13 protein-coding genes are annotated in these 16,164 nt (G+C 70.8%); 9 read left to right on the top strand and 4 right to left on the bottom strand.

All coding sequences use genetic code 11. The features are described from left to right. Positions 1-3: 3 nt before the first annotated feature. Both ACIBK4_RS39310 and ACIBK4_RS39315 read left to right on the top strand, forming a co-directional pair. The gene (locus tag ACIBK4_RS39310) at positions 4-1,551 is read left to right on the top strand and encodes a Na+/H+ antiporter (protein ID WP_399002994.1); all 1,548 of its coding nucleotides are present in this window, start codon (positions 4-6) and stop codon (positions 1,549-1,551) included. Positions 1,552-1,637: 86 nt separating this feature from the next. Next, positions 1,638-3,029, top strand: coding sequence for an amidohydrolase family protein (locus tag ACIBK4_RS39315; protein ID WP_399002996.1), 1,392 nt, complete (start codon positions 1,638-1,640; stop codon positions 3,027-3,029). Between the two features lie 74 nt (positions 3,030-3,103). Here the strand turns inward: ACIBK4_RS39315 and ACIBK4_RS39320 are convergent, their stop codons facing one another. Further along, positions 3,104-4,198, bottom strand: coding sequence for a glycosyl hydrolase family 18 protein (locus tag ACIBK4_RS39320; protein ID WP_399002998.1), 1,095 nt, complete (start codon positions 4,196-4,198; stop codon positions 3,104-3,106). A gap of 107 nt (positions 4,199-4,305) precedes the next feature. Continuing rightward, positions 4,306-5,136: a GntR family transcriptional regulator gene (locus tag ACIBK4_RS39325; protein ID WP_399003000.1), complete on the bottom strand. Its 831-nt coding sequence runs from the start codon at positions 5,134-5,136 to the stop codon at positions 4,306-4,308. A 168-nt stretch (positions 5,137-5,304) separates the two neighbouring features. Between ACIBK4_RS39325 and ACIBK4_RS39330 the strand changes: the two genes are divergently transcribed. The 5 genes from ACIBK4_RS39330 (at position 5,305) to ACIBK4_RS39350 (ending at position 10,834) form a co-directional block, all read left to right on the top strand. Next, the gene (locus tag ACIBK4_RS39330) at positions 5,305-6,651 is read left to right on the top strand and encodes an ABC transporter substrate-binding protein (RefSeq protein ID WP_399003002.1); all 1,347 of its coding nucleotides are present in this window, start codon (positions 5,305-5,307) and stop codon (positions 6,649-6,651) included. A 5-nt stretch (positions 6,652-6,656) separates the two neighbouring features. Then, positions 6,657-7,625 (top strand): carbohydrate ABC transporter permease, encoded by a 969-nt coding sequence (locus ACIBK4_RS39335; protein WP_399003004.1) that lies wholly within the window; start codon positions 6,657-6,659, stop codon positions 7,623-7,625. A gap of 67 nt (positions 7,626-7,692) precedes the next feature. Beyond that, on the top strand, positions 7,693-8,595 hold the full coding sequence (locus ACIBK4_RS39340; RefSeq protein WP_318020049.1) for a carbohydrate ABC transporter permease: 903 nt from the start codon (positions 7,693-7,695) through the stop codon (positions 8,593-8,595). After that, entirely contained in the window at positions 8,592-9,839 is a 1,248-nt protein-coding gene (locus tag ACIBK4_RS39345; RefSeq protein ID WP_399003006.1) for a 6-phospho-beta-glucosidase, read from the top strand. The genes ACIBK4_RS39340 and ACIBK4_RS39345 overlap by 4 nt, the downstream gene beginning before the upstream one ends. Then, positions 9,839-10,834 (top strand): N-acetylglucosamine kinase, encoded by a 996-nt coding sequence (locus ACIBK4_RS39350; RefSeq protein WP_399003008.1) that lies wholly within the window; start codon positions 9,839-9,841, stop codon positions 10,832-10,834. The genes ACIBK4_RS39345 and ACIBK4_RS39350 overlap by 1 nt, the downstream gene beginning before the upstream one ends. A gap of 34 nt (positions 10,835-10,868) precedes the next feature. Here ACIBK4_RS39350 and ACIBK4_RS39355 read toward each other — a convergent pair whose 3' ends face one another. Further along, positions 10,869-11,501 carry a response regulator gene (locus ACIBK4_RS39355; RefSeq protein ID WP_399003401.1) on the bottom strand — a complete coding sequence of 211 codons (633 nt, stop codon included), beginning with the start codon at positions 11,499-11,501 and terminating at the stop codon, positions 10,869-10,871. Beyond that, the gene (locus ACIBK4_RS39360) at positions 11,501-12,772 is read right to left on the bottom strand and encodes a sensor histidine kinase (RefSeq protein ID WP_399003403.1); all 1,272 of its coding nucleotides are present in this window, start codon (positions 12,770-12,772) and stop codon (positions 11,501-11,503) included. The genes ACIBK4_RS39355 and ACIBK4_RS39360 overlap by 1 nt, the downstream gene beginning before the upstream one ends. Positions 12,773-12,970: 198 nt before the next feature. On the opposite strand from ACIBK4_RS39360, the gene ACIBK4_RS39365 reads away from it, so the two are divergent. Next, positions 12,971-13,708 (top strand): ABC transporter ATP-binding protein, encoded by a 738-nt coding sequence (locus tag ACIBK4_RS39365; RefSeq protein ID WP_399003010.1) that lies wholly within the window; start codon positions 12,971-12,973, stop codon positions 13,706-13,708. Further along, the gene (locus tag ACIBK4_RS39370) at positions 13,702-16,158 is read left to right on the top strand and encodes an ABC transporter permease (RefSeq protein ID WP_399003012.1); all 2,457 of its coding nucleotides are present in this window, start codon (positions 13,702-13,704) and stop codon (positions 16,156-16,158) included. The genes ACIBK4_RS39365 and ACIBK4_RS39370 overlap by 7 nt, the downstream gene beginning before the upstream one ends. Positions 16,159-16,164 lie beyond the last annotated feature (6 nt).

Raw genomic sequence — 16,164 nt, forward strand, 5'->3', positions numbered from 1 at the left:
GACGTGGACAGCCTGGAACTGATCGTCGTCGTCGCGGCCGCCGTCCTGCTCATGGGCTGGCTGTCGCGGCGCACGGGCCTGAGCGAACCCCTGCTGCTGCTCGCCGTGGGCACGCTCGTGGGGCTGACGCCGTCCTTCTCGTCGTTCGCGCTCTCCCCGGACGTCGTCCTGTTCCTCTTCCTGCCCGCGCTGCTGTACTGGGAGGCGCTGACCTCCTCGGTCCGGGAGATCCGCAACAACTTCCGCAGCATCGCGCTCCAGTCCACCGGGCTGGTCCTCGCCACCGCCGTCGCGGTCGCCGTCGTGGCCCACGCGCTGGGCTACGGCTGGCCCATCGCGTTCGTCCTCGGCGCCGTCCTCGCCCCGACGGACGCGGCGGCCGTCGCCGCGGTCGCCAAGGCCATGCCGCGCCGCATCCTGACCGTGCTGCGCACCGAGAGCCTCCTCAACGACGGAACCGCGCTGGTCCTGTTGGCCGTGACCATCGACGTCGTCACCGACGAGCACCCCTTCTCCTGGTCCGGCACGGCGCTCGCCTTCGTCGCGTCCTACGCCGGAGGCATCCTGATCGGCGCGGCGGTCGCGCTGCTCATCATCCCGGTCAGGCGTCGGCTGCCCGAGCCGCTGCTGCACAGCGTGCTGAGCGTCGCGACACCGTTCCTCGCGTATCTGCCGGCCGAACTCCTGCATGTGTCCGGTGTGTTGGCGGTCGTCGTCTGCGGGCTGGTGTCGGCCTGGTTCGGGCCGCGGGTCATCGGGTCGGAGGCCCGTATCCAGGCCATCGCCTTCTGGGAGGTGGCGAGTTATCTGCTGAACGGCGCCCTGTTCGTGCTGGTCGGCATCCAACTGCCCGCCGCTGTAAGGGCGTTGACGTCTGTGTCCCTCCAGCAAGCGACGATCGCCGCCCTCGCCGTGAGCGTCGCGGTGCTCGGGACGCGGCTGCTCTGGTTCTACTCGGTGCCCTATCTGGTACGGCTGCTGGACCGGCGGCCGCAGCAGCGGGACCGCCGGATCACCGCCCCGCAGCGGCTCCCGCTGGCCTGGGCGGGGATGCGCGGCGCGATCTCGCTGGCCGCCGCGCTGACCGTGCCGGCGACGACCGCCGAGGGGCGCATCGTCGGGCAGCGGGACGCCGTCGTGTTCATCACCGCGGTCGTCATCGTCGTCACCCTCACGTTCCTCGGGCCCACCCTGCCGGCCACGGTCCGCCGGGCCCGCTTCCCGGCCGACGAGGACAAGAGCGCCGAACTCACCCTCGCCCGCTGCCGGTTGAGCAGCGCGGCGCTGGACGCCCTGCCGGAACTGGCCGAGCGGTACGGGGTGGCCGAGGAGGACACCCTGCGCATGGTCCAGGACATCGAGGACCGCACGGCCCCGGAACCCGGCTCCGCGCACCGCCGCGAGAGCGTACGCAACCTCCAACTCGCCCTGCTCCAGGTCAAACGCGACACCCTCACCGACCTGCGCGACAGCGGCCGTATCGACGACATCGTCCTGCGGTCCGTGCAGGAGGTCCTCGACGTGGAGGAGATCCGGCTCGGGCGGCCGTAGGCGCCAACGGACCACACATCACCTGACATCACCCGATGTCACTGACACCCACCCGACGTCACCGACGTCATCCGAAAGGGGCTCTCATGAACGCCAACGACACCACCAGCGCCGGCCTTCTCGACCGGCTGCGCCGCCAGTCCGCCGACCCGAACCGGCGCATCCTGTTCACCGGCGCGACCATCGTCACCATGGACCCCGAACGGGGGATCTTCCAGGGCGACTTGCTCGTCGAGGGCGACACCATCGCCGCGATCGGGCCGGACCTCACGGCGGACGGCGCGGTGGTCGTCGACGCCTCCGGAACCATCCTCGCGCCCGGCCTCGTCGACACCCACCGGCACGCCTGGGAAGCCCAGTTGCGCCGGATCATGCCCGACGTCGACGACCTCGGCGGCTATGTGACGGCCACGCTCGCCGGGTACGCCACCGTCTACCGGCCCGAGGACATGTACACCGGCACCAGACTCGCGGCGCTCACCGCGCTCGACAGCGGCATCACCACGATGCTCGACTTCTCGCACAACTCCCGTACCCGCGAACACTCCGACGCGGCGATCGAAGCACTCCGCGACACCGGCATCCGCGGCGTCCACGCCTCCATGGGCCCGCACTTCGGCGACTGGGACCGCCAGTGGCCGGCCGACCTGAACCGCCTCAAGGACCAGTACTTCAGCAGCGACGACCAGCTCCTCACCCTGCGCCTGGCGACCCTGGCCACCGACGAGATCGCCGGACCCGCCCTCGCCTACGGCCCCGAACTCGCCCGTACGGCAGCAGACTTGGGCATCGGTGTCAGCGTCGACGCGGTCTTCGGCGCCTCCGGTTCGGAAGCCGTGCTGTCCTGGGCGAAGCACGGCATCCTCGGCCCCGACGTCACCCTGATCCACTCCACCGGGCTGACCGTCGAGGCGTGGAAGGCGATGGGGGAGTCCGGAACGACGGTGGCCCTCGCGCCCACCTCCGACGCGCAGATCGGCCTGGAGACCGCGATCCCGGCAGTGGACGAGGCGCTGGCCGTCGGCATCCGCCCCGGACTGAGCATCGACGTCGAAGTCGCCCTCGCCAGCGACCTGTTCACCCAGATGCGGGCCCTGCTCGCGATCCAGCGGATGCGCGCCGTCAACGCCGCCTACGGCACCGGCGGCGAGCTGTCGCGCATCACCACGCACGACGTCCTCGACTTCGCCACCCTCCAGGGCGCCCGGACCAACGGACTCGGCGATGTCACCGGCTCCCTCACCGTCGGCAAGAAGGCGGACCTGTTGGTCGTACAGGCCGAGGACCTCAACAACATGCCGCTCAACGACCCCATCGGGACACTGGTGTTGGGCTCCGACGCGCGCAACATCACCGCTGTGTTCGTCGACGGGCAGCCGCGCAAGTGGGACGGTCGGGTGCTCGACGTGAATCTTCCCGAGCTGCGTGCCGAGGTCAGCGCCTCACGTGATCACGTGCTCAACACGCCTGCGAAGTAAAGGGAGTTGATGCGGCGGGCACCCCGGGATCCTGGGGCGCCCGCCGCATCAGTGCAACTGGCGGATCAGGTCGGTCAGTTGGAGAACCAGGGGTTCCCGCCACCCAGCGACCACACCGACACCTTGGTGACGCCGAGGCCCTTGAGGACCGCGAGCTTGCGGTCCATGGCGACGCTGTCGACGTAGTCGTAGAGGACGCCGCCGGAGACCCAGCGGATTTCGCCGGAGGAGGCATCCCGGCGGCTCTCTGTGGTCGCCGGGTCGGAGGAGAAGCCGGGGCTCTTCTTCATGTCGCTGAACTGGATGTTGCCCGTCACGGAGTTGAGGTCGCACGGGTCGGGTGCGCTGTAGCCGTAGGAGGGCACGCCGATGATCAGGCGGCTCGGGTCGGGGATCTTGCTCTGCGCGTACTGGGTGACCTTCTTCAGCCAGTCGTAGGGGCTGATGGGCAGGCAACGGGCACCGGACGCGGTGTCGAACTCCTCGTCGTACGCCATGATCACGACGTCGTCGGCGCCGGTGGCGGCCACGGCCGCGTAGTCGTAGAACGAGGCGTCCTCGGTCATCGCCGGTGCGTCGACCTGGAGGCGCTTGCCCTTGGCGTGCAGGGCGGTGGCCAACTGCTTCAGGAACGTCTTGTAGTTGGTGAAGTCGGCGGTGCTCCAGGACCAGTAGTCCTCCAGGTCGACGTCGACGCCGCTGAGCCCGGCGTCGCTGACGAGGGAGGTGACCTTGGTGACGGCGGCCGTACGGGTGCTGCTGGTGCTGACCAGGGCGTGGACGTCGGCGGTGGTCATGCCGGAGAGCGTCGGGTACTGGTACGTCGAATGCGCCTTGAGGTCGGCGACGTTGGCCGTGCTGTAGGTGTTGCAGCTGCCGTCGGCGGTGGTCTCCAGTTTCACCGAGCCGTTGCTCTGGACCGACCAGTACTCGGGGTTGAGGGCGCCGCTCTTGACCCTGTTGTCGGCGTACTCGCTCTTGGCGGTGCAGGTGGAGTCGCCGGTCGACCCGGGGTAGAGCCAGGTCTGGAGCTGGACGCCCGAGGTGGCGGAGGCGGCGGTGGTGGAGCGGTGGGCGGTGCTGTCGGCCGGGACCGAGGCCGTACAGGCGAGCAGCGTGGTGACCGTGGAGGCCACGACTCCGGTCACGGTGAGTGCGTGACGGAACATGAGCGGTCCTTTCTGGTGGGGAGTGGCGGGTCTTTCGGGTGCGGAGGGCGTGCGGGACCGCCGCGTCGGCCGGTGGGCCGGCGCGGTGAACTGGTGGGCGAGGGTGGCTAGTTGGACCAGTAGGGGTCGAAGACCAGGGTGTCGGCGCCGGGGACGGTGGTGGCCGCCGACCAGGAGCCGTCGACGACGCGTCCGCCGTCGGGCCGGGCGGCGAGCGACAGCCTGGTGAAGATGCGGTAGCGGTCGCCCCGGTAGACGGAGCGGGTGAACTCGACGACCCGGCCGGCCGCGTCCCGTGCCGCTCGTTCGAAGAGCAGGGCGGGGGTGTGCACGGAGACGCCGAGGACCTCGGCCTCCCACTCGTCGACCACGGTCGGCTCGATGCTCTGCGCGGCGTCGGTCAGCAGGATCTCGTACCGCTGCCCGAGCATGCGGTAGAAGGAGTCGGTCTCCAGGTCGCGGGCGGTCAGTCCGGGGACCAGCGCGTGCGGGACGTGCAGGGTCTCCACACACATCGGGTCCCCGTCGACCGTACGCAGCCGGGTGATCCGCAGGATCTGCTCGCTGGGCGCGATGCCCAGCCGGCGGCCGATCCGGGGTCCCGCGGCGACGGTCTTGAAGTCCAGGGTGCGGCTCGCCCACGTGCCGTCCACACCGCCGACGCCCAGGCCCGGTGCCTGCCCGGGGGCAGCACCGCTGAGGTGCTGGGCCACCTTGGCGCGGGCGACGAAGACACCGCGCCCGTGCTCCCGCACCAGCAGACCGTCACGGACGAAGTCGTCGACGACCGCACGCAGGGTGGGGCGGGACACCCCGAGCTCCTCGCACAGTTGCCGCTCGCCCGGGAGAGGACGTCCGGGGCCGGTCTCCTCGACCAGGTCGAGGAGGTGGGTGCGGATGCGTTCCCGCTTCTCCCAACGGCTCTCACCGCTGACCATGCCTACCAACTTTCTTTACCAGTGGTTCAACTTGAGCTGGTGCAATGTAACGTTTTGACGGCTTATCTCCAGCGGTTTCTTGCCACGGACTCGCTTGACACTGACCAAATGGTGCCCCAGCATGTGCCCACTGGTCAATAAGTGGTAAGCAAAGTTGCCGGAGGTTCCATGTCCGAGTCCCGTACCGCCCGCCGTACCGTTGCCGCGTCGCTGGTCGCGGTAACGGCGCTGCTGGCCGCAGCATGCACCACCGGCGGCACCACGTCGAAGGCGGACACCGGCGCCGACGACACCACCCCGGTCACCATCACCTTCTGGCACGGCCTCAGCTCCCCGCGCGAGATCGCCTCGGTCGACGCGGTGCTGGCCAAGTTCCGCAAGAAGTACCCGTACATCACCGTCAAGGCCGTCGGCGCGCAGACCGACGACAAGGTCAACCAGGCCATCCGCGGCGGCACCGCGCCCGACGTGGCGTCCTCGTTCAACGCCGCGAACGTCGGCGGCTGGTGTTCCAGCGGGGCCTTCCAGGACCTCACCCCGGACATCAAGGCCGACCACGTCGACATGAGCCAGATCCCGAAGGCCGTCCAGTCGTACACCGCCTTCGATGGCAAGCGCTGCACGATGCCGTGGCTCGCCGACACCTTCGGCCTGTACTACAACAAGAAGCTCTTCGCGAAGGCCGGGATAACGTCCCCGCCCAAGACCATGTCCGAACTGGCGGCGGACGCGAAGAAGTTGACCACCTTCAACGCAGACGGTTCGATCAAGACCGCCGGGTTCATGCCCTACCTCGGCGCCTACGAGATGCTCACCGAGCACCTCGTCCCCAGCTGGGGCGGCAAGTGGCTCACCGCCGACGGCCAGTCGAATGTCGGTGCCGACCCGGCCTTCGCGCAGGCACTGACCTGGCAGAAGAGCCTCGTCGACTGGTTCGGCGCGAAGAAGCTGGTCACCTTCAAGGCGGGCATGGGCGACGAGTTCTCCGCCCAGAACGCCTTCGAGACCGGCAAGCTGGCCATGATGATCGACGGCGAGTGGCGCAACGCCTTCATCAAGAACGACAAGGCGAACATCGAGTACGGCACCGCCGCGGTCCCCGCCGCCGACGGCAAGTCCGAGCTGTACGGCGCCGGTTACGTCGGCGGCAACGTGATCGGCATGCCGCGCGGTGCCAAACACCCGGGCGCCGCCTGGAAGTTGATCAAGTTCCTCACCACCGACACCGACGCGCTGACCTCGCTCGCCGACGCGATCGGCAACGTCCCCACCACCACGGCCGCGCTCGACTCGCCCTCGCTCGGCCTCTCCAAGGACCCCAACTTCGCCCCCTTCCTCGAGGTCTACAAGAACCCGCTCACCACCACGACTCCGGCCAGCGGCGACGGCGGCGCCTACCTCACCAACTTCGGTCACTTCGTGGAGAAGTGGCAGAGCGGCGGCGTACCCGACCTGAAGGCAGGCCTGACCGCCGTCGACAAGCAGAACAACGCCGCGCTCAAGCTGGGGCAGTGACCGTCATGGCCACCACCAGCCCCCAGATCGCTCAACTCCCGCTCGTCGCAGCTCCGTTGAAAGCACGGATGCGCCGCAACCGGCTGCGCGTGCTGCTCTTCCTGGCCCCCGGCCTGGTCGGCTTCACCGTCTTCCTCGTCTACCCGCTGGTGATGACGGTCTGGCTGTCCTTCACCAACTCGAACATGATCTCCCAGGCCCAGTTCGTGGGGCTGCGCAACTACCGCTACCTCCTGGACGGCGACCCGCTGATCTGGCACGCGGTCCGCAACACCGCGTGGCTGGTGGTGATCATGGTCCCGGCGCAGGTGCTCTTCGCCCTCGGCGTGGCCATGGTCACCGCCCGGCTCAAGGCGGGGGCGAGCCTGTTCCGCACCCTGTTCTATCTCCCGGCGCTGGCTCCGCCGGTCGCCGCGACCGTCGCCTTCGTCTGCATGTTCAACCCCAACTCCGGCCCGGTGAACCGGATTCTGGGCCTGCTCGGCATCCACGGCCCGCTCTGGTTCAACTCGCCGGACTGGTCCAAACCGGCCCTGACCCTGCTCGCCCTGTGGGGCAGCGGCACGATGATGGTCATCTTCTTGGCGGCCCTGCTGGAGGTACCCGCCGAGCTCTACGAGGCCGCCGAACTGGACGGCGCCGGCCCCTGGCACCGCTTCCGCTACGTCACGCTGCCGACGATCTCCCCGGTCGTGCTGTTCGCCACCGTCACCGGGGTCATCGCCGGACTCCAGTACTTCACCCAGGCGATGGTCGCCTCCCAGGTCGCCAACGGCAACATCCAGGCCGCGCCCGGCTATCCGGACGGTTCCACCCTCACCTTCCCCCAACAGCTCTACATCGCCGGCTTCAACCAGTTCCACGCGGGCTACGCCTGCGCCCTCGCCGTGGTGCTCTTCGTGGTGGCGATGGCCTTCACCGTCGTCCTGCTCCGCCGCGCCTCCGGCTTCGACATCGAGGAGGCACCGCGATGACGTACCGCTTCGCCGATCGGCAAGTCGCCACGGCCGCACGGGACTTGGCCACCGAGGAGCCGCCGCGATGACGACGACCTACGCCCCGGCCCCCGCCCGGCAGACCCGCGCCGCCTCGCCCCACCGTGCCGCGCGCGGCCGGGCCGGGCGCCGCAGGACCCTGATCTGGATCGCCGAACACGCCATCGCCGTCGGCCTGGCCTGCGCCTTCATCGGCCCGATCGTGTTCATCTTCCTGACCTCGCTGATGACCGACGGCCAGTCCCTCACCACCAGCCTGTGGCCCCACCACTGGCAGTGGTCCAACTACCGCACGGTCTTCAGCACCGCCCCGATCGGCACCTGGCTCACCAACACGGTGATCTACGCCGTCGCCGCGACCGCCACCACCCTGCTGTCCAGCGTCCCCATCGCGTACGCGCTGGCCCGGTTCCGCTTCAAGGGCCGCAACACGGCGTTCCTCTGCGTCATCACCATGATGATGCTGCCGCCCCAAGTCCTCGTCATCCCCATGTACTTGATGTGGGCCAGGCTCCATCTCACCGGCACCATCTGGCCGTTGGTGCTCCCGTCCCTCTTCGGCGACGCCTTCTCGGTGTTCCTGCTGCGCCAGTTCCTGCTCACCGTCCCCGAGGACTACCTCAACGCGGCCCGCATCGACGGCTGCGGCGAACTCCGGGTCCTCACGCGGGTGGTGCTGCCGATGATGCGCCCCGCGCTCGTCGCCGTCGGCCTCTTCGCCTTCTTCAACGCCTGGAACGACTACTACGGCCCGCTCATCTACACCGGCGAGACGCCCGCCCACTGGACCCTGGCCCTGGGCCTGGCGACCTTCAAGACCTCCCACGCGGTGCAGTGGAACCTCACCATGGCGGCCACCCTCATCGCGATGGCGCCGGTGATCATCGTCTTCTTCTTCGCGCAAAAGGCCTTCATCGAGGGCGTCACACTGACAGGAGTCAAAGGTTGAAGATCACCGTTGTCGGTGGCGGATCCACGTACACCCCCGAACTCATCGACGGATTCGCCCGGTTGGGCCTGCCCGTCACCGAAATCGCCCTGGTCGACCCCGACCCGGACCGGCTCGACGTCATCGCCCCGTTCGCGCGCCGCATCCTGGCCCGCCAGGGCAGTTCCGCGAAGATCACCACCACCGCCGACCCGGACGCCGGCATCGACGGCACCGACGCCGTGCTCTTCCAGCTCCGCATCGGCGGCCAGGCCGCCCGGCACGTCGACGAGACCTTCCCGCACGAGTGCGGCTGCATCGGCCAGGAGACCACCGGCGCCGGGGGGTTGGCCAAGGCGCTGCGCACCGTCCCGGTCGTCCTCGACCTCGCCGAACGGGTCGCCAAACGTGCCCCGAACGCCTGGATCGTCGACTTCACCAACCCGGTCGGCATCGTCACCCGGGCCCTACTGGACGCCGGTCACAAGGCAGTTGGCCTGTGCAATGTCGCCATCGGTTTCCAGCGCACCTTCGCCGACTGGCTCGGCGTCGACCACGAGCGCGTCGCCCTGGACCACGTCGGCCTCAACCACCTCACCTGGGAACGGGCGGTGCGGCTCGACGGCGTCGACGTCCTGCCGCGCATCTTCGACGAACACGGCCAGGCCCTCGCCGACCGGCTGCGCATGCCGCTGGACGTGGTCCGCAGGCTGGGGGTGGTGCCGTCGTACTACCTGCGATACTACTACGCCCACGACGAGGTCCTGCGCGAGCAACTGAGCGAACCCTCCCGCGCCCAGCAAGTCGCGGAGATGGAGGGCGTCTTGCTCAAGATGTACGCCGACCCGGCCCTGACGGAGAAGCCCGCCCTCCTCGACAAGCGCGGCGGCGCCTACTACTCCGAGGCGGCCGTCCAGCTGGTGCACGCCCTCACCGCCGACACCGGTGACATCCGAGTGGCCAACGTCCGCAACAACGGCACCCTGCCCTTCCTCCCCGACGACGCCGTCATCGAGGTCCCGTCGCGCATCGACGCGCAGGGGGCAACTCCCTTGCCCGTGGCGGCCGTAGAGCCGTTGTTCGCCGGGCTGATCGCGCATGTGACGGCGTACGAGGAACTCGCCCTGGAAGCGGCCCTGCACGGCGGGGTCGACCGGGTCTCGACGGCGCTGCTGGCGCATCCGCTCGTCGGACAGGTCAAGGTGGCCGAGGAGTTGGCGGCGAAGCTCGTCGCCGCCAACCGCGAACACCTGTGGTGGGCCTGATGAGGACGGGCCTGCTGCTTGCCGTCGACGGCGGCAACTCCAAAACGGACGTTGCCGTGCTGAGGACGGACGGCACGATCCTGGGTCGCGCGCGGGGCGGCGGATTCCGCCCGCAGGCGGTGGGTGTGGACGCGGCGATGGACGTCCTCGCGGCCCTGCGTGCCGAGGCGATGGCGTCGGCGGGCGTGGCGGCCGACGTCGAGGTGGACGGCATCACGGCCTTCCTCGCCGGGGCCGATCTGCCGTACGAGATCAAGGCGTTGCGCGAGGCCGTCGGCGCCCGTCGGTGGGCGGTGACCCAGCGCGTCGACAACGACTCCTACGCCGTCCTGCGCGCCGGCGCGAGCCGTCCCTGGGGCGTCGGGGTGGTCTGCGGCACCGGCATCAACTGCGTCGGTGTGGCCCCCGACGGCCGTACCACCGGCTTCGCCGCGCTGGGGAGGATCTCGGGGGACTGGGGCGGCGGCATCGACGTAGGCACGTCGGCGCTGTGGCACGCGGCGCGGGCGGAGGACGGACGCGGCCCGCGAACAGCCCTGCGCACAGCGGTGATTGACCACTTCGGTCTCGCGACGGTCGCCGATGTCACCGCCGCCCTCCACAACGGCGACCTCCCCTCCCTCCGCCTCAGCGAACTCTGCCCGGCGGTGTTCGCGGCGCGCGACGAGGGCGACGAGATCGCGACCGAACTGGTGGAACGCCTGGGCGCGGAGATCGCGAGGATGGCCCTGACCGTCCTGTGCCGACTCCAGCTCGCCACCGCGCCGGACCCCGAAGTCGTCCTGGGCGGAAGCGTGTTGGCCGCCGGGCACCAGGCGCTGCTCGACGACGTCGAACGCCGCCTCAGGGAACAGATCCCGGCCGTCCGCCCGGTGGTGTGCACGGAACCGCCCTTGCTGGGCGCGGCGTTGGCGGCTCTGGACCTGCATCCGGGACCGGCGCCCGGGGCCGAGGCGCGGTTGCGTGCGGGGTTTCGGGGGAGTGGCGGCTCGTGAGACGCCACGGCAGCCACGCCTTTGTGCTCGGCGGTCAGGCCCGCAGGTAGGTGAGGACGGCCAGGACCCTGCGGTGGGTCCTGGCCGTCGGTGGCAGGTCCAGCTTGGTGAGGATGTTGCCGATGTGCTTGCCGATCGCGGCCTCGGAGACCACCAGTTCGGCGGCGATCGCTCCGTTCGACCTGCCCTCGGCGATCAGCGCCAGCACCTCGCGCTCGCGCGGGGTGAGCTGTTCCAGCGGATCGCGGCGGCGGCGCAACAACTGGCGTACCACCTCGGGGTCGACCACCGTGCCGCCGTCCGCCACCTGGTGCAGCGCCTCGATGAACTCCTCGACCTGGCCGACCCGGTCCTTGAGCAGATAGCCGACGCCCGATCCGTCGCCGGAGTCCAACAGGTCGGCGGCGTACGTCCGTTGCACGTACTGACTGAGGACCAGAACCGGGAGGGCGGGGTGCTTCTCCCGCAGCCGGACCGCCGCGTGCAGGCCCTCGTCCTGGAAACCGGGCGGCATGCGGACGTCCGTCACCACGATGTTGGGGGTGTGCTCCTCGACCGCGGCGATCAGCGCCCGAGCGTCCCCGACGGCCGACACCACCTCGTGGCCGTAACGGCCGAGCAGACCGATGAGTCCTTCCCGCAGCAGCACGCTGTCCTCGGCCAGCACTACGCGGAGCGGTCGGCCGTCTCGGTCAACTCGCAAGGAAACTCCACGTGCAACAGAGTCGGTCCACCCGGCGGACTGGTCAGGGCAAGTCTGCCATCCAGGACCGACACCCGGTCCGCGAGACCGGTGAGGCCGCTGCCCTTCGCCGCGTCCGCGCCGCCGCGGCCGTCGTCGCGCACGTCGAGGAACAGCCGTCCGTCGCGATGACCGCCGCTCACCCGCGCACGGCCGGCCCCGCTGTGCCTGGCGACGTTGGCCAGCGCCTCGCAGACGACGAAGTACGCGGCGGACTCGACGGCCCGGGGCGGCCGGCCCGGCAGTTCGAGGTCGACGTCGACGGGGACCGCGCACCGGTCGGCGGCGTCGCCGACCGCGGCGTGAAGGCCGTAGTCCGTGAGGATCCCGGGGTGGATGCCGTGGATCAGCTCGCGCAGTTCCGCGAGCGCCTTGCCCGCCTCCTCGTGGGCCGTGGTGAGCCGGTCGGCGAGCGGGCCGGGCGGGGCGTCGAGGCGCGCCAGCCCGAGGCTCATCGTCAGGGCGACCAGGCGCTGTTGGGCGCCGTCGTGCAGATCGCGTTCGATACGGCGCCGCTCGGCCTCGAAGGCGTCGACCAACCGGACGCGGGAGCGGGCCAGTTCGACCACCCTGGCGCCCAACTCGCCCTCGGGGGAGGCGATCAGGAGCCGGGTGAGCGCGGCGCGGGCGCCCGCCGTGACGCCGAGCACGTAGGCGCACAGGCACAACAGGAGCAGGCCCATTACGGCGACGCCGAAGGCGGTCGGCCAGGTGGTGACCGTCGACAGCTTGAGCACCTTCACCTCGTGGCCGTCGCCGACCGTGGCCAGCAGCAGCGGGGTGGCGACCATGGACAGCGGGACGAGCAGGCCGACCGTGATCGCCAGCGCGTCGACCGGCCACAGCAGCCCGGCGAACAGCAGCGCGTACCCGAGCTCCCGCCAGGTGGCCTGTTCGCGCAGCCGGGTGGACAGCCACGCCCACAGCCCCGGCGCAGTCGGCACCCGGTGTCGCCCGGACACCGGGGCGCGGTCGATCAGGCGCAGCCTGGACCGTTCCACCACGGCCACCGGGATCCCGCCGAGGGCGACCAGCACGAGCAGGGGCAGCCCCACCAGGACGACGGCCAGCGCACCGCACACCGCCGCGCCCGTCACGATCCCGACCAGGGCGGCGGCGCCGGTCACCGCGCCGGTGAGCAGATACGCGGCGGAGCGCCAGGGCCAGGCCGACAGCAGGAAACCCGGCCGGGACATGGCCTGCCACACATTCCGAGGGTGCATGGGCATGACCGTAGGCGGTCCCGGCGGTCGGGTGCGATCGGTCCAGGGACCGTATCGGGGTAGGCCTGGCCCTACCCCAAGTCTCGTCCGGGCCGTAGTGCGTCGCGAGGGGGTTGCGCGGTTTCGTTGCGGCACCGACGAGGCGAGGAGCAGATACCGGTGGGGGAACACATGAGCACGGGAGCGGTCCAACTGCGCGCGGTGACACGGCAGTTCAGCTTGGGGGCCACGTCCGTCACCGCCCTGGACCGGGTGTCGCTCACCTTTCCGCAGGCGACGTTCACCGCCGTGATGGGGCCGTCCGGCTCCGGCAAGTCGACCCTGCTGCAGTGCGCCGCGGGGCTGGACCGGTCCACGTCGGGCTCGGTCACCATCGGCGGGACCGAGCTGACCGGGCTGAGCGAGACCGGGTTGACCCTGCTGCGCCGCGAACGGATCGGCTTCGTGTTCCAGGCGTTCAACCTGCTGCCCTCGCTCACCGCCGAACAGAACGTGGCCCTGCCGCTGCGACTGGCCGGCCGCCGCCCTCCGAAGGCCCGGGTCCGCGAGGCGCTGGAACAGGTCGGACTCGGCGACCGGGCGCGCCACCGGCCGACGGAGCTGTCCGGCGGCCAGCAGCAACGCGTCGCCCTGGCCCGCGCCCTGATCACCCGACCCGAGGTCCTCTTCGGCGACGAACCGACCGGTGCGCTGGACTCGCGGACGAGTCGTGAAGTGCTCGCCCTGCTGCGGGACATGGTGGACCGCGAGGGCCGGACGGTCGTCATGGTCACGCACGACCCGGTCGCCGCCTCCTGCGCCGACCGCGTCGTCTTCCTCGTCGACGGCCGTGTCCACGGGGAGTCGACCGGTGCCGGCGCCGAGGACATCGCCGCGCGCATGACCAAGCTGGAGGCCGCGCCGTGCTGATCACCGCCCTCCGCACCCTGAGCACCCGCTGGGCCACCTACGTCGGCAGCTTCGTCGCCCTCTCCCTGGGCGTGGCACTGATCGCCGTCATGGGGCTGGCCCTGGCGTCCTCGCTGCACGCACCCGACCGCAAACCCGAGCGGTTCGCCGCGGCACCGGTCGTCGTCCAGGGCACGGACACCCTGCGGGTGCGCACCCCGGTCGGCATCCGCACCCGGAAACTCGCGCGGCCGCTCGCCGTGCCCGCCGATGTCATTGCGCAGCTGAAGCACCTCGGGACCGTCGTCCTGGACCGGTCCTTCGCCGTACGGGCCCGGGGCGGCGCCGACGATCTCGTGGGCCACCCCTGGTCCACGGCCGCCTTCGCGCCCTACCGCCTGGACGCGGGACGCCCGCCGAAGGCCGCCGACGAGGTGGTCGTCACCGGTGACCGGTTCCGTCCGGGCACCCGGCTGCGGACCGACGGGGGCACTGTGCGGGTCGTCGGCACGGTGGCCGGGCGCGGCTTCGAGAACGCCGTCTTCTACACCGACGCACGCGCCGCGCAGTTGGCACCGCGCAGCGTCCAACTCGTGGTCGACGCGGAAGCGTTGGCCGTACGCGCGGCGGTGCGCGGCAGCGACGGCGTCCAGGTCCTGACCGGTGACGCGCGCCGGTACGCCGACGCCGATCCCGACCGGGACGGCGAGGAACTCACCGCGATGAACGCCCTGTTCGGCACGGCCGGCGGTGTCACGGGGTTCGTGTCGGTGTTCGTGGTGGCGTCGACCTTCGCGTTCACGGTGGCTCAACGGCGCCGCGAATTCGGGTTGTTGCGCACGGCCGGGGCGACGCCGGGGCAGATCCGGCGCCTGGTCGTCTCCGAGGCACTCCTGATCGGCGTGCTCGCCTCGGCGACCGGCTGCGTGCTCGGCTCCTACGGCGCGCCGAAGCTCGCCGCGTGGACGGTCGACGAGGGCCTGGCACCCCGCTGGTTCACCATCGGCGACTCCACCTGGCCGTACCAACTGGCCTTCTGGACCGGCCTGTTCGTCGCACTGGCCGGAGTGCTGGCCGCGTCCTGGCGGGCGGGGTCCACCGGGCCCACCGAGGCGCTGCGCGAGGCGTCCGTGGACACCCGGACGATGACGTGGGGCCGTCGGCTGGCCGGCTCGGCCCTGCTGCTGGCCGCCGCGGTGACGCTGGTCCTGGCCCTGGTGAACGATCCGAGCGGCCTGCTGCACCGCAAGACCTATGTGAGCCGCCCGATGCTGTTGATCACCGCGATGGCCCTGCTCGCGCCGGTGTCGGTTCCCCCGCTGATCCGGCTGATCGCCTGGCTACCGGCCCAACTCCCCGGCGCCACCGGGATGTTGGTGCGGGAGAACGCCACCGCCGGCATCCGGCGCACGGCTGCCGTCGCGGCGCCCGTCCTGGTCACGGTCGCGCTGGCGGGATCGCTGCTGGGCGCCACCGCCACCCTCGCCGAGGCGAAGGCCACCGAGGTCCGCACGCGGACCGCCGCCGATTTCGTGATCACCGCCAAGGGCGACGCGGGCTTCGACGACGCGACGCTGCGGAAGCTGCGCACCGTGCCCGACGCCGAGGTCTCCGCAAGCTCGGAGAGTGCCGTGTACGTCCTGGAGGACGGCGCGGCGCTCATCCGCTCCGAGGCCAGCGCTGCCGACCCCCGCCGCCTCGCCGACACCACCGAACTGCCGCTCGCAGCCGGAAAGTTGAGCGACCTGGACGACGACTCGATCATCGTCAACGAGGAGTGGGAGAAGCACACCGTGGGCGAGCGGGTGGACGTGTGGCTCGGCGACGGCAGGAAGAAGTCCCTGCGGATCGCCGCCGTCATGACGATCGGCACCGGCGACAACGGCGTCTACGTCACCCCGCGCAACGCCCCTGACGCACCCGTCGACCGGGTCGACGTCCGCCTCGCGCACGGCGCCGACGCGACCGCCACAGCCGCCGAACTGCGCGATGCGGTACGGGAGTCGGGCGCGACGGTCCTCACCACCGGGCAGTGGGTGCGGTCGACGTACCCCGAGACCGACCGGACGACCCGGGCGGGCTTCCTGCTGGTCCTGGGCATCGCCCTGCTGTACACCGGCATCTCGCTGGCCAACACCATGGTCATGGCGACCTCCGACCGGGTACGCGACCTGGCCGTGCTGCGTCTGGCCGGGGCCACCAGGTGGCAAGTGCTGCGGCTGGTGGCCGCCGAGGCGCTGACGGTCGTCGTGGCCGGCGGGGTGCTCGGGGCGCTGGTCGCCGGGCTCAACCTGCTGGGAATGTGGGGCGCGTTGGGCCTGCTCTCGGTGTGGGCGCCGATCGAGATCCCCTGGGCGACACTCGGTTGGACGGTGACCGCCTGCGCGGTGATCGCCGTGATCTCGGCGGTCGTCCCGGCCGCCCTCGCCCTGCGCCGAGGGGCGGTGGAACTGGCGGGCACTCCGGAGTGACCGTCC

It is taken from the genome of Streptomyces sp. NPDC050528, assembly GCF_044457795.1.
GTDB lineage: Bacteria > Actinomycetota > Actinomycetes > Streptomycetales > Streptomycetaceae > Streptomyces.

Coding starts and splice junctions, on each gene's coding strand:
- ACIBK4_RS39315 (WP_399002996.1), top strand. CDS start 1,638: ATGAACGCCAACGACACCACCAGCGCCGGCCTTCTCGACCGGCTGCGC.
- ACIBK4_RS39320 (WP_399002998.1), bottom strand. CDS start 4,198: ATGTTCCGTCACGCACTCACCGTGACCGGAGTCGTGGCCTCCACGGTC.
- ACIBK4_RS39325 (WP_399003000.1), bottom strand. CDS start 5,136: ATGGTCAGCGGTGAGAGCCGTTGGGAGAAGCGGGAACGCATCCGCACC.
- ACIBK4_RS39330 (WP_399003002.1), top strand. CDS start 5,305: ATGTCCGAGTCCCGTACCGCCCGCCGTACCGTTGCCGCGTCGCTGGTC.
- ACIBK4_RS39335 (WP_399003004.1), top strand. CDS start 6,657: ATGGCCACCACCAGCCCCCAGATCGCTCAACTCCCGCTCGTCGCAGCT.
- ACIBK4_RS39340 (WP_318020049.1), top strand. CDS start 7,693: ATGACGACGACCTACGCCCCGGCCCCCGCCCGGCAGACCCGCGCCGCC.
- ACIBK4_RS39350 (WP_399003008.1), top strand. CDS start 9,839: ATGAGGACGGGCCTGCTGCTTGCCGTCGACGGCGGCAACTCCAAAACG.
- ACIBK4_RS39360 (WP_399003403.1), bottom strand. CDS start 12,772: ATGTCCCGGCCGGGTTTCCTGCTGTCGGCCTGGCCCTGGCGCTCCGCC.
- ACIBK4_RS39365 (WP_399003010.1), top strand. CDS start 12,971: ATGAGCACGGGAGCGGTCCAACTGCGCGCGGTGACACGGCAGTTCAGC.